Raw genomic sequence first — 12,185 nt, 5'->3', positions numbered from 1 at the left:
TCGTTAAAAACAGGCTCAAAATGCTCATTTACAACAGTAAACTGCGCTTTTTCGCCTGTTTTTGCCTAGCCTCGGCTGCCTCGCCTACGTTTTTCAACGGCCTACTAGACACCACCCTAACCCGGCACGCGGCGGATTTTAGCGCCGAGCATCTGCAGTTTTTCCTCGATGCACTCGTAACCACGGTCGATGTGGTAGATGCGGTCGATCAGGGTATCGCCGTCGGCGACCAGGGCGGCGATGACCAGGCTGGCCGAGGCTCGCAGGTCGGTGGCCATGACCGGCGCGCCCTTGAGCTTGTCGACACCGGTGACGATCGCGGTGTTGCCCTCGACCTGGATCTGCGCGCCCATGCGGGTCATTTCGTAGACATGCATGAAGCGGTTCTCGAACACGGTTTCGATCACCGTGCCGGTTCCTTCGGCAATCGCGTTGAGGGCGATGAACTGCGCCTGCATATCGGTCGGGAACGCCGGATAAGGCGCGGTACGCAGGTTGACGGCTTTCGGCCGCTTACCCTTCATGTCCAGCTCGATCCAGTCGGCGCCGGTGGTGATTTCCGCGCCGGCCTCCTGCAACTTGGACAGCACCGCTTCCAGGGTGGTCGGATCGGTATCTTTCAGCTTGACCCGGCCGCCAGTCGCCGCGGCCGCTACCAGGTAGGTACCGGTTTCGATACGGTCGGGCATCACATTGAAACGCGCACCATGCAGGCGCTCGACGCCATCGATGGTGATGGTGTCGGTACCGGCACCGGAGATCTTCGCGCCCATGGCGATCAGGCAGTTGGCCAGATCGACCACTTCCGGCTCGCGCGCGGCGTTTTCCAGCACGCTGCGGCCCCTGGCCAGGGTGGCGGCCATCATGATGTTCTCGGTACCGGTCACGCTCACGGTATCGAAGAAGAAGTGCGCGCCGCGCAAGCCGCCCTCGGGTGCCTTGGCCTTGATATAGCCGGCTTCGACATCGATGATCGCGCCCATGGCTTCGAGGCCGCGAATGTGCAGGTCGACCGGCCGCGAACCAATCGCGCAACCGCCGGGCAGGGCGACTTCGGCCTCACCGAAACGCGCCACCATCGGCCCGAGCACCAGGATCGAGGCACGCATGGTCTTCACCAGCTCGTAAGGCGCGATCAGGGTCTTGATCGCCCGCGCATCCACTTCGACGCTGAGTTTCTCGTCGATGATCGGCTCGATGCCCATGCGCCCGAACAGCTCGATCATGGTGGTGATGTCGTGCAGGTGCGGCAGGTTGCAGATGGTCACCGGCGCATCGCCCAGCAGGGTGGCGGCGAGAATCGGCAGGGCGGAGTTCTTCGCCCCGGAAATGCGAATCTCGCCATTCAGGCGCACACCGCCGGTAATAATCAGTTTGTCCATGACTCTCTCGATTTAGCAGCGCGCGGCCCAATCGGCACGGCTGAAGAATTTCATGCTCACCGCATGGATACTGCCATCGGCAATCCAGGGATTCAGGTGGGCGTAGACCTGCTGTTGACGTTTGACCGGACTGAGGCCGGCCAACTCATCACCAATCAGGTTCAGCTGGAAGTTACAGCCTTCGCCTTCAACTTCCACCCGGGTGTTTGGCAATTTGGCCTCCAGGAGGCTTTTTACTTCTTGGGCCTGCATGCTCAACCTCGATCAACGCATTCATAAACGACAGCAGAGCCAGGGCTCGCGGCCGCGCATCATACAAAAAAAGCCACTCGCCTGCGAACCCCCGCGCGGGCTGCCCCGACCGCGAACCGGTCTCACGCCTCCAGCGGCAGCACGTCCAGCAGCCCGGAGACACTGGCGATCTCGTGCATATCCTCGGGCAGACTGCGCACCACCAGGCTCTTGCCCGCAGCCCGGGCGTCGCGCATGAACGCCAGCAACAGCGACAGGCCCACACTGCTGGACTTGTCCACAGCCGCACAATCGATCACACAGCCAGCCGCCTGACTGGCGGCAATCAGCCGTCCACCCTGCTCGCGCAAGAGCGGGCCACTGCGATAATCGAGCACGCCAGAGAGCCGCAACAGCCCCGGCGACTGTTCGACTATAGCGCCCTGGCTCACGACTCGCCCTTGGCCTGACGGGCCTTGGCCACGGTATCGGCCCAGCTGTCGATGACCTTGTCCAGGTCATTGCGGTTGTTCTGCATGGACTGGGCGAACTGATCGCGGAACAGCTTGCCGACGTTGATACCGTTGATGATCAGGTTGCGCATCTTCCAGTTGTCATCCTGACTGACCATGGTGTAGGACAGCGGATAGACGGTGCCATTGCCGTCCTTGATTTCCATGTTCACCGCCGCGCGTTGCGGATCCTGCTTGCCACTGGGCGGCAGCACGCGAATATCCTGATTGTCGTATTCGAGCAGGGCGTTGCCATAGAACTGCATCAGGCTGCGCTTGAAGTTCTCCTGGAAACGCTGCATCTGCTCGGGCGTGGCCTGGCGCGAGTAGCGCACGGTCATCACCCCGCGGGAAATACCGTCGACATCCACCACCGGGCCGAGAATATCGTTCAGCGCGGCGTAAAAAGCCTCCGGATCATTGCGGTATTTGTCTTTATTGACCTTCAGGTCTTCCAGCAGGCTGGTGGTGGTCTGCTGCACCACCTGATGGGCGCTCGGCGCAGCGACAACCAGCAGCGGCAGGGCCGCCAGCAGCACGAACAGGCTGTTACGCAGGGTCTTGAACATGGTGGGAGCCCTCATTATTTGGCTTCGTCTTTATTGACCGAATTGAGCAGAAATTTACCGATCAGGTCTTCCAGCACCAGCGACGACTGGGTGTCGTAGATGGTACCGCCCTCGACGAGCACCTCTTCGTCACCGCCAACACTGATGCCGACGTACTTCTCGCCGAGCAAACCGGCAGTCAGGATCGATGCGGTCGAATCGATGGGCAGGTTGTCCACGCTGTCATCCAGCAACAGGGTGACGCGTCCGGTGTAGCTGTCGCGATCCAGGTCGATGGCGGTCACTTTACCTATGGTCACCCCGGCCATGGTCACCCTGGCCCGTACGGTTAGACCGGCGATATTGTCAAAGTGCGCATACACCTTGTATGTATCGCCGCTGCCGCCCACGGTCAGACCACTGACGCGCAACGCCAGCAACAGCAGGGCCAATAACCCGGCCAACAGGAACAGGCCGACACCAATCTCCAGTGTGCGGTTTTGCATCAGAAGTCTCCAAACATCAAAGCGGTCAGAATAAAGTCCAGCCCCAGCACGGCGAGCGAGGCGTAAACCACTGTTTTTGTGGTGGCACGGCTGATGCCTTCCGAAGTCGGCTCACAGTCATAACCCTGAAAAACGGCGATCCAGGTCACGACAAAGCCGAAAACGATGCTTTTGATCACACCATTGAGCACGTCCTCTCGGAACGAGACGCTATTTTGCATGTTGGACCAGAACGAGCCTTCATAAACTCCGAGCCAGTCGACGGCGACCATCGCCCCGCCCCAGATACCGACCACGCTGAAGATCACGGCGAGCAACGGCATCGAGATGAAGCCGGCCCACAGGCGCGGCGCAATGATGTACTTGAGCGGATCGACACCGATCATTTCCAGGCTGGACAATTGCTCGGTGGATTTCATGTTGCCGATTTCCGCGGTCAATGCGGAACCCGCGCGCCCGGCGAACAACAAGGCGGTGACCACCGGACCGAGCTCACGCAACAAGGTCAGGGCGACCATCTGCCCGACCGCCTGTTCCGAGCCGTAGTCGGACAGGATATTGAACCCCTGCAACGACAGGACCATACCGATAAAAATCCCCGAGACCACGATGATCGCCAGAGACATCACGCCTACCGAGTACAGCTGCCTGATCGTCAGCTGCAAGGGGTTGCCGGCAGTCCCCCGACCGAACAGCGCACGCAGCAGAAACACCGTCGAGCGCCCCAGCGTGGCCACCACATCGATACCGACACGACCGAGCAGGCGAATCCGCTCGAGCGTAGATGTCTTGCGCATCAGCGCCCCCCCAATAGATCGTCGCGGAAGTCTGCCGCCGGAAAGTGGAACGGTACCGGCCCGTCGGGAATGCCTTGCATGAACTGGCGAACCCGCGGGTCATCCGAATTCATCAGTTCGTCCGGGGTGCCCTGACCGAGCACCTTGGTGTCCCCCACCAGGTAGATGTAGTCGGCAATACTGGCAGTTTCCGCCAGGTCGTGGGACACCACGATGCTGGTGATGCCCAGGGCATCGCTGAGCAAACGGATCAAGCGCACCAGCACCCCCATGGCAATCGGGTCCTGGCCCACGAAAGGCTCGTCGTACATGAGAATCTGCGGATCCAGGGCAATCGCCCGCGCCAGCGCCACGCGGCGCTTCATGCCGCCGGACAGCTCATCCGGCATCAGCTCGAGGGCGCCCCGCAGGCCCACCGCCTGCAACTTCATCAGGACGATGTCGCGAATCATCTCGTCAGGCAGCCGGGTGTGCACGCGCAGCGGGAAAGCGACGTTCTCGAACACATCGAGATCGGTGAACAGCGCGCCGCTCTGGAACAGCACGCCCATCTGCTTGCGCATGTCGAACAGCTCGCTGCGCGAGAGGCTCGGCAGGTTCAGCCCATTGACCCACACCTCGCCCTTGCTCGGCCTGAGCTGCGCGCCGATCAGGCGCAACAGCGTGGTCTTGCCGCAGCCGGAAGGCCCCATGATGCCGGTGACCTTGCCGCGCGGGATGCGAATCTCTATGTCTTTGAAAATGTCGCGCTCGCCGCGCTGAAAACTGAGGTTTTTCAGCTCGACCGCGTACTGTTGCTCGGCACTCATCTCGACTCCTTGGGTGCAGCCTCCCTGAAAGACGCCCGCCAGCATTGCCAAGACACTGCAGTTGCCGGACCGGCCGAAAATGGCCGCGCACTATAGCACTGCCGAATTGGCCTGCCCATGATCGAACATTTGCTTACAGAACGCCGCGCACACGGCCGAACACTTGCCCGCATGCAGCCTCCAACCGTCCAGCCGCACGATTCAAAGGTGAGCGAGCGGATCTTTCCCGCTATAATCCCCGCCTTTTACTCGACATGCCTATGAAAGACGCCATGAGCCAGTCCAACGAGCTGATCAAGTCCGCACAACGCACCATCCGCCTGGAACTCGAGGCGATCGAAGAGTTGCTGCCACGCATCGACAGCAACTTCGTTCGCGCCTGCGAGCTCATCCTGGCCAGCAAGGGCCGCGTGGTGGTGGTCGGCATGGGCAAATCGGGGCATATCGGCAACAAGATCGCCGCCACCCTGGCCAGCACCGGCACCACCGCCTTCTTCGTCCACCCGGCCGAAGCCAGCCATGGCGACATGGGCATGATCACCCGCGACGACGTGGTGCTGGCCCTGTCCAACTCGGGCTCGACGGCGGAAATCGTCACCCTGCTGCCGCTGATCAAGCGCCTCGGCATCTGCCTGATCAGCATGACCGGCAACCCCGAGTCGGCACTGGCCAAGGCCGCCGAAGTCAACCTGGATGCCCGCGTTTCCCAGGAAGCCTGCCCGCTGAACCTGGCACCGACCTCCTCCACCACCGCCTCCCTGGTACTCGGCGACGCCCTGGCCATCGCCCTGCTGGAAGCCCGCGGCTTTACCGCCGAAGACTTTGCCTTCTCCCACCCCGGTGGCGCCCTGGGCCGACGCCTGCTACTGAAAGTGGAGAATGTCATGCATGCCGGTGCCAGCCTGCCCAGCGTGCAGCGCGGCACCTCGCTGCGTGACGCCCTGCTGGAGATGACCCAGAAAGGCCTGGGCATGACCGTGGTCACCGAGTCGGACGGCCGCCTGGCCGGGGTCTTCACCGATGGCGACCTGCGCCGCACCCTGGATCGCGGCATCGACGTGCGTCAGTCGAAGATCGATGACGTGATGACGGTGCACGGCAAGACCGCCCGCGCGGAGATGCTCGCCGCCGAAGCCCTGAAGATCATGGAAGACCACAAGATCAGCGGCCTGGTGGTGGTCGACAGCGACGACCGCCCGATAGGCGCCCTGAACATGCACGACCTGCTACGCGCCGGAGTAATGTGATGCCCCCTGAAATGACCAGCCTCGACCTGCAACAACGCGCCCAGGCGATCAAGCTGGCGATTTTCGATGTCGACGGCGTGCTCACCGACGGCAAACTCTACTTCCTGGTCGACGGCAGCGAGTTCAAGACCTTCAACACCCTCGACGGCCACGGCATCAAGATGCTGATCGCCTCGGGGGTGCGCACCGCGATCATCAGCGGACGCACCACCCCGGTGGTCGAACGCCGGGCGAAAAACCTGGGCATCCAGCACCTGTACCAGGGTCGCGAAGACAAGCTGGTGGTACTCGACGAACTGCTCGGCGAACTCGATCTAAGCTACGAACACGTTGCCTACCTGGGCGACGACCTGCCGGATCTGCCGGTAATCCGCCGGGTCGGCCTGGGCATGGCGGTCGCCAGCGCCGACGCTTTTGTGCGCCAGCATGCCCATGGCGTGACCCAGGCCCGCGGCGGCGAAGGCGCCGCGCGCGAATTCTGCGAGCTGATCATGCGCGCCCAAGGCAGCCTCGACGCCGCCCAAGCCGCCTATCTGTAGAGCCCATTTATGCTGCGCAAACTGCTGACACCCGTCCTTTACGCTTTCGCGGCCGCCCTGCTGGCCGCCGTCGGCTACTGGAACATCAACCCCGACAGCTTCTCCGAGCGTCCGGCACGACCCGGCAGCGAAAACGCCATCGACTTCTATGTGGTCAACGCCACCACCGTGCAATACCAGGCCGACGGCAAGCTGCATTACCAGATGACCAGCGACAAGCTGGAGCACATCAAGAGCAGCGACATCACCCTGCTGACCAGCCCCTTCCTGCACCTGTATCGCGGCACCGAACTGCCCTGGAAGGTGAGCAGCGAACGCGCCGAAGTGGCACCGGCAGGCGAGCAAGTGGAATTGATCGACAGCGTGCGCGTCGAACGCACCGATGCCAAGGGTCGCCCAACCATCCTGACCACCAGTCGCCTGACCGTAATCCCGGATAAAGAATATGCGCAGACCGAGCAAGCCGTTAGAATCGTCGCGGCCAACGGAGTGACCACGGCACAAGGAATGAAAGCGTATTTGAATGACGGCAGGATGCTCCTGCTGTCCAACGTAAGAGGCCAGCATGAGGTTCGTTAAAACCTTCCCCTTTCTGCTCAGCTTGAGTGCCGCGCTCGGCAGTGCTTGCGCCTGGGCGCTGCCCACTGACCGCGAGCAGCCGATCCGCGTACAGGCCGACAGCGCCGAACTCGATGACCGCCAAGGCGTCGCCGTCTATCGCGGCGACGTGATCATCACCCAGGGCACCCTGAAGATCACCGGCGACACCGTGACCATCACCCAGAACGCCCAGGGCGACATCGAGATTTTCACCTCGGTCGGCAAACCTGCCTATTACGAGCAGAAGCCCTCGGCAGACAAGCAGATCGTCAAGGCCTACGGCCTGACCATCCAGTATTTCGCCGCCAATGAGCGCATCGTACTGATCGACCAGGCCAAGGTGATCCAGGAGGGCAATACCTTCGAGGGCGAAAAAATCGTCTATGACACCCAACGCCAGATCGTCAACGCCGGGCGCGCCACAGGCACCAACATCACCACGCCGCGCCCACGCATCGACATGGTGATCCAACCGAAGAACCCACCAGCCGAACAGCAGGCGCAGTAGCAATGGCCACTTTGAAAGCCCAGCACCTGGCCAAGAGTTACAAAGGCCGCCAAGTCGTGCGCGACGTCAGCCTGAGCATCGACAGCGGGCAGATCGTCGGCCTGCTCGGCCCCAACGGTGCGGGCAAGACCACCTGCTTCTACATGATCGTCGGCCTGGTGCAGGCCGATCAGGGCCGCATCCTGATCGACGACCACGACGTCAGCCACCTGCCGATGCACGGCCGCGCCCGCGCCGGGATCGGCTACCTGCCGCAGGAAGCCTCGATTTTCCGCAAGCTCAGCGTGGCCGACAACATCATGGCCATCCTCGAAACGCGCAAGGAACTGGACCGGGCCAGCCGACGCAAAGAGCTGGAAAGCCTGTTGCAGGAGTTCCATATCAGCCATATCCGCGACAACCTCGGCATGAGCCTGTCCGGCGGCGAACGCCGGCGCGTGGAAATTGCCCGCGCCCTGGCCACCGCGCCAAAATTCATCCTGCTCGACGAACCTTTCGCCGGCGTCGACCCGATTTCGGTCGGCGACATCAAGCAGATCATCCACCACCTCAAGGCCAAGGGCATCGGCGTACTGATCACCGACCACAATGTCCGCGAGACCCTGGATATCTGCGAAACCGCCTATATCGTCAGCGATGGCCAACTGATCGCCGAAGGCGATGCCGACGCGATTCTGGCCAACCAGCTGGTCAAGGACGTCTACCTGGGGCACGAGTTCCGCCTGTAGCAGCGGTTTTTCTCCACCGAACAGCAGCCAGAGCTAGGCAAACCACTGTAGATCAGGCATATAATTTGCTTCCTTGTGGCGCTGCGGCGCCCTGTAGTGGATTGCGCACAGACGCCGGCAAATAAGGTCTGCAATGAAACCATCGCTAGTCCTGAAAATGGGCCAGCAGCTGACGATGACCCCGCAGCTGCAACAGGCCATTCGCCTACTCCAACTGTCCACCCTGGATCTGCAACAAGAGATCCAGGAGGCCCTGGAGTCCAACCCGATGCTCGAGCGCGAAGAAGACGGCGACGACTTCGACAACTCGAATCCCCTGGCCGACGGTGCCGAAAACCCGACGCCCGCCCCTCAGCAGGAAGAGTCCTACCAGGACAACAGCCACCAGGAAACCCCACAGACCGTGGACAACCTGGAAGAGGGCGAATGGAACGAACGCATTCCCAACGAACTGCCGGTCGACACCGCCTGGGAAGACGTCTACCAGACCAGCGCCAGCAGCCTGCCGAGCAACGACGATGACGAGTGGGACTTCACCACCCGCACCTCGACTGGCGAAAGCCTGCAGAGCCACCTGCTCTGGCAGCTCAACCTGGTGCCGATGTCCGACAAGGACCGGCTGATCGGGGTCACCCTGATCGACTGCATCAACTACCAGGGCTATCTGGAAGAAAGCCTCGAGGAAGTCGTCGCCGCCTTCGACCCGGAACTGGACATCGAACTGGACGAAGTGGAAGCCGTACTGCACCGCATCCAGCAGTTCGAGCCGGCCGGCATTGCCGCCCGCGACCTGCGCGAGTGCCTGCTCCTGCAACTGCGCCAGCTGCCCGCCAAGACTCCCTGGCTGGCCGAGGCCCAGCGCCTGGCCAACGACTACCTCGACCTGCTCGGCAGCCGCGATTACAGCCAGCTGATGCGCCGCATGAAAATCAAGGAAGACGAACTGCGCCAGGTCATCGAACTGATCCAGAGCCTCAATCCGCGCCCCGGCTCGCAGATCGAGTCGAGCGAGCCGGAATACGTGGTGCCCGATGTCATCGTGCGCAAGCACAACGAGCGCTGGCTGGTGGAGCTGAACCAGGAAGCCATGCCGCGCCTGCGGGTCAACGCGCAGTACGCCGGCTTCGTCAAACGCGCCGACTCCAGTGCCGACAACACCTTCATGCGCAACCAGTTGCAGGAAGCGCGCTGGTTCATCAAGAGCCTGCAGAGCCGCAACGAAACCCTGATGAAGGTCGCCAGCCAGATCGTCGAGCACCAGCGCGGCTTTCTCGACTACGGCGACGAGGCGATGAAGCCCCTGGTCCTGCACGACATCGCCGAAGCGGTAGGCATGCATGAATCGACCATTTCGCGGGTCACCACGCAAAAATTCATGCACACCCCGCGCGGTATTTACGAGCTGAAATATTTCTTCTCCAGCCACGTCAGCACCGCCGAAGGGGGCGAATGCTCGTCGACCGCGATCCGCGCCATCATCAAAAAACTGGTCGCAGCGGAAAATGCAAAAAAGCCGTTGAGTGACAGCAAGATCGCTGGTTTACTGGAGGCACAAGGCATACAAGTAGCCCGCCGCACGGTTGCAAAATACCGTGAATCGCTTGGTATAGCGCCCTCCAGCGAGCGCAAGCGATTAATGTAAGGGCTACAAGACGAAAGATCAGCAAACAAGGCATATACCGCACCCGGCCTCGCTCTCTCGCTAGCAGCCTCACGACCAAGACCCGAAGAGCGACGGGGCCAGATTCGGTTTGCCAACGTCTTTCACGCCAGAGTATTCCGGTGGCAGGCCCGATAGCCTGTCTCTCATACGCGGCAACAAGGAGAAACGGTATGCAAGTCAACATCAGTGGACACCAGCTGGATGTGACCGAGCCCCTGCGCGACTATATCGACGAAAAACTCGGTCGATTGGAGCGCCATTTCGACAAGATCACCAACGTGCAAATCACCATGCAAGTCGAGAAGCTCAAGCAGAAAATCGAAGCGACCCTGCATATCGCCGGCGGCGAAGTGGTCGCCAATGCCGAGCACGACGACATGTACGCAGCCATCGACCTACTGACCGACAAACTCGACCGTCAACTCATCAAGCACAAGGAAAAGCAGCTCGACCGCCAGCAGGGCGCTACGGCCCGCTGAGATCGCCTCCCTCCTATGATCCGACTCGAAAATATCCTGACCCCCGGCCGTTCCCTGGTGAACGTGCCGGGAGGCAGTAAGAAACGTGTACTCGAACAGATAGCCAACCTGGTGGCGCGCGAGCTGCCCGACCTGGACGGCCAAGACATTTTCGAAAGCCTGATCGCCCGCGAAAAACTCGGCTCGACCGGTTTCGGCAATGGCATCGCCATTCCGCACTGTCGCCTGCCGGGTTGCAACGCACCGATCAGCGCCCTGCTGCGCCTGGATGCGGCAGTGGACTTCGACGCCATCGACGGCGCCCCTGTCGACCTGCTGTTCGTCCTGCTGGTGCCGGAAGCGGCCACTGACGAACACCTGGAACTGTTGCGCCAGATCGCCAGCATGCTCGACCGCAGCGATGTGCGCGAGCGTTTGCGCCAGGCCCAGAGCAGCGATGCGCTGTATCAGGTCGTGGTGGACGTACAAAGCCAGCTCAACCGGGCCTGACCATGCGCCTGATCATCGTCAGCGGTCGCTCCGGCTCCGGCAAAAGCACCGCCCTCGACGTCCTTGAGGACAACGGCTTCTACTGCATCGACAACCTGCCGGCCGGCCTGCTCCCCGAACTGGCGGAGCGCACCCTGCAGGATACCGAACTGCTGCATCCGCAGGTCGCCGTATCGATCGATGCGCGCAACCTGCCCAGCCAGCTCAAGCGCTTCCCGGAGATACTCGACGAGGTGCGTGCGCGGCATATCAAGTGCGACGTGATCTACCTGGATGCCGATGAGGAAACCCTGCTCAAACGTTTCTCCGAGACCCGCCGCCGCCATCCGCTGACCAACGAATACCGCTCGCTGGCCGAGGCCATCGCCGATGAAAGCCAGCTGCTCGGGCCGATCACCGATCTGGCCGACCTGAAAATCGACACCACCCATCTCAACCTGTACCAGTTGCGCGACAGCCTGAAACTGCGCCTGCTCAATCAGCCGGAGCCGGGCACGGCCTTTCTGGTCGAGTCGTTCGGCTTCAAGCGCGGCATGCCGGTGGACGCCGACCTGGTGTTCGATGTGCGCTGCCTGCCCAACCCCTACTGGAAACCGGACCTGCGCGAATTCTCCGGGCTCGACCAGCCGGTGGCCGACTACCTGGCGGCCCAGGCCGATGTCGAAGAAATGTTCCAGGACATCCTCGCCTACCTGAAGAAATGGCTGCCGCGCTTCGCCGCCAGCAACCGCGCCTACGTCACAGTGGCGATCGGCTGTACGGGCGGGCATCACCGCTCGGTCTACCTGGCCAATCGCCTGGGCGAAACCCTGAAACCCATTCTGAAAAACGTCCAGGTTCGCCACCGCGACCTTAGCTAAGGATCCTGCCGCGATGCCTTCCTGCGAAATCACCATCATCAACAAACTGGGACTGCATGCACGCGCGGCGGCCAAGTTCGTCGGTGTCGCCGGGCGCTTCCCCTGTCAGGTCAGGGTCGGCCGCGCCCCGGAGAGCCTGGTGGACGGCAAAAGCATCATGGCGGTGATGATGCTCGCCGCCGGCAAGGGCACACCGATCCACCTGCACACCGAAGGCGAGCAGGACGATGATGCCCTCAACGCCCTGATCGAGCTGATCAACAACTACTTCGATGAAGGCGAATAGC

Annotated in this window: 17 protein-coding genes; 10 read left to right on the top strand and 7 right to left on the bottom strand. The window is 61.7% G+C overall.

What is annotated here, in order from left to right; all coding sequences use genetic code 11:
• Positions 1-116 precede the first annotated feature (116 nt).
• The 7 genes from murA to BM315_RS16185 form a co-directional block, all read right to left on the bottom strand.
• A complete protein-coding gene (gene murA, locus BM315_RS16215) occupies positions 117-1,382 on the bottom strand; it encodes a UDP-N-acetylglucosamine 1-carboxyvinyltransferase (RefSeq protein WP_090502831.1) in 1,266 nt (421 codons plus the stop codon).
• 12 nt (positions 1,383-1,394) lie between these two features.
• Positions 1,395-1,634 carry a BolA family protein gene (locus tag BM315_RS16210; protein ID WP_090502829.1) on the bottom strand — a complete coding sequence of 80 codons (240 nt, stop codon included), beginning with the start codon at positions 1,632-1,634 and terminating at the stop codon, positions 1,395-1,397.
• Positions 1,635-1,756: 122 nt separating this feature from the next.
• On the bottom strand, positions 1,757-2,065 hold the full coding sequence (locus tag BM315_RS16205; protein WP_090502827.1) for an STAS domain-containing protein: 309 nt from the start codon (positions 2,063-2,065) through the stop codon (positions 1,757-1,759).
• Complete coding sequence (locus tag BM315_RS16200; RefSeq protein ID WP_090502825.1) at positions 2,062-2,694, bottom strand: MlaC/ttg2D family ABC transporter substrate-binding protein; 633 nt, start codon at positions 2,692-2,694, stop codon at positions 2,062-2,064. Before BM315_RS16200 ends, BM315_RS16205 begins: the two co-directional genes overlap by 4 nt.
• 14 nt (positions 2,695-2,708) lie before the next feature.
• Positions 2,709-3,179, bottom strand: coding sequence for an outer membrane lipid asymmetry maintenance protein MlaD (gene mlaD / locus BM315_RS16195; protein WP_090502823.1), 471 nt, complete (start codon positions 3,177-3,179; stop codon positions 2,709-2,711).
• Positions 3,179-3,976 carry a lipid asymmetry maintenance ABC transporter permease subunit MlaE gene (mlaE, locus tag BM315_RS16190; RefSeq protein ID WP_090502821.1) on the bottom strand — a complete coding sequence of 266 codons (798 nt, stop codon included), beginning with the start codon at positions 3,974-3,976 and terminating at the stop codon, positions 3,179-3,181. Before mlaE ends, mlaD begins: the two co-directional genes overlap by 1 nt.
• A complete protein-coding gene (locus tag BM315_RS16185; protein ID WP_090502819.1) occupies positions 3,976-4,785 on the bottom strand; it encodes an ATP-binding cassette domain-containing protein in 810 nt (269 codons plus the stop codon). Before BM315_RS16185 ends, mlaE begins: the two co-directional genes overlap by 1 nt.
• A gap of 272 nt (positions 4,786-5,057) precedes the next feature.
• Here BM315_RS16185 and BM315_RS16180 point away from each other — a divergent pair, with 272 nt between their 5' ends.
• From BM315_RS16180 to BM315_RS16135, 10 genes are all read left to right on the top strand, one after another.
• Positions 5,058-6,032, top strand: coding sequence for a KpsF/GutQ family sugar-phosphate isomerase (locus BM315_RS16180; protein WP_090502817.1), 975 nt, complete (start codon positions 5,058-5,060; stop codon positions 6,030-6,032).
• The gene (locus BM315_RS16175; protein ID WP_090502816.1) at positions 6,032-6,571 is read left to right on the top strand and encodes a KdsC family phosphatase; all 540 of its coding nucleotides are present in this window, start codon (positions 6,032-6,034) and stop codon (positions 6,569-6,571) included. The genes BM315_RS16180 and BM315_RS16175 overlap by 1 nt, the downstream gene beginning before the upstream one ends.
• 9 nt (positions 6,572-6,580) lie before the next feature.
• Complete coding sequence (lptC, locus tag BM315_RS16170) at positions 6,581-7,150, top strand: LPS export ABC transporter periplasmic protein LptC (RefSeq protein WP_090502814.1); 570 nt, start codon at positions 6,581-6,583, stop codon at positions 7,148-7,150.
• On the top strand, positions 7,137-7,679 hold the full coding sequence (lptA, locus tag BM315_RS16165) for a lipopolysaccharide transport periplasmic protein LptA (protein ID WP_090502812.1): 543 nt from the start codon (positions 7,137-7,139) through the stop codon (positions 7,677-7,679). The genes lptC and lptA overlap by 14 nt, the downstream gene beginning before the upstream one ends.
• A 2-nt stretch (positions 7,680-7,681) precedes the next feature.
• Positions 7,682-8,407, top strand: a complete 726-nt coding sequence (gene lptB, locus BM315_RS16160) for an LPS export ABC transporter ATP-binding protein (RefSeq protein ID WP_090502810.1) — start codon at positions 7,682-7,684, stop codon at positions 8,405-8,407.
• 133 nt (positions 8,408-8,540) lie between these two features.
• The gene (locus BM315_RS16155; RefSeq protein ID WP_090502808.1) at positions 8,541-10,049 is read left to right on the top strand and encodes an RNA polymerase factor sigma-54; all 1,509 of its coding nucleotides are present in this window, start codon (positions 8,541-8,543) and stop codon (positions 10,047-10,049) included.
• 191 nt (positions 10,050-10,240) lie between these two features.
• Positions 10,241-10,549 (top strand): ribosome hibernation-promoting factor, HPF/YfiA family, encoded by a 309-nt coding sequence (gene hpf / locus BM315_RS16150; protein ID WP_090502806.1) that lies wholly within the window; start codon positions 10,241-10,243, stop codon positions 10,547-10,549.
• Positions 10,550-10,564: 15 nt separating this feature from the next.
• The gene (gene ptsN / locus BM315_RS16145; protein ID WP_090502804.1) at positions 10,565-11,038 is read left to right on the top strand and encodes a PTS IIA-like nitrogen regulatory protein PtsN; all 474 of its coding nucleotides are present in this window, start codon (positions 10,565-10,567) and stop codon (positions 11,036-11,038) included.
• Positions 11,039-11,040: 2 nt separating this feature from the next.
• Positions 11,041-11,898 carry an RNase adapter RapZ gene (gene rapZ, locus BM315_RS16140; RefSeq protein ID WP_090502800.1) on the top strand — a complete coding sequence of 286 codons (858 nt, stop codon included), beginning with the start codon at positions 11,041-11,043 and terminating at the stop codon, positions 11,896-11,898.
• A 13-nt stretch (positions 11,899-11,911) separates the two neighbouring features.
• The gene (locus BM315_RS16135; RefSeq protein WP_090502799.1) at positions 11,912-12,184 is read left to right on the top strand and encodes an HPr family phosphocarrier protein; all 273 of its coding nucleotides are present in this window, start codon (positions 11,912-11,914) and stop codon (positions 12,182-12,184) included.
• The last annotated feature ends 1 nt before the right edge of the window (position 12,185 follow it).

The organism is Pseudomonas borbori, assembly GCF_900115555.1.
Classification (GTDB): domain Bacteria; phylum Pseudomonadota; class Gammaproteobacteria; order Pseudomonadales; family Pseudomonadaceae; genus Aquipseudomonas; species Aquipseudomonas borbori.
Note: the sequence above shows the minus strand (reverse complement) of the source record. Positions and strands in the feature narration are given on the sequence as shown.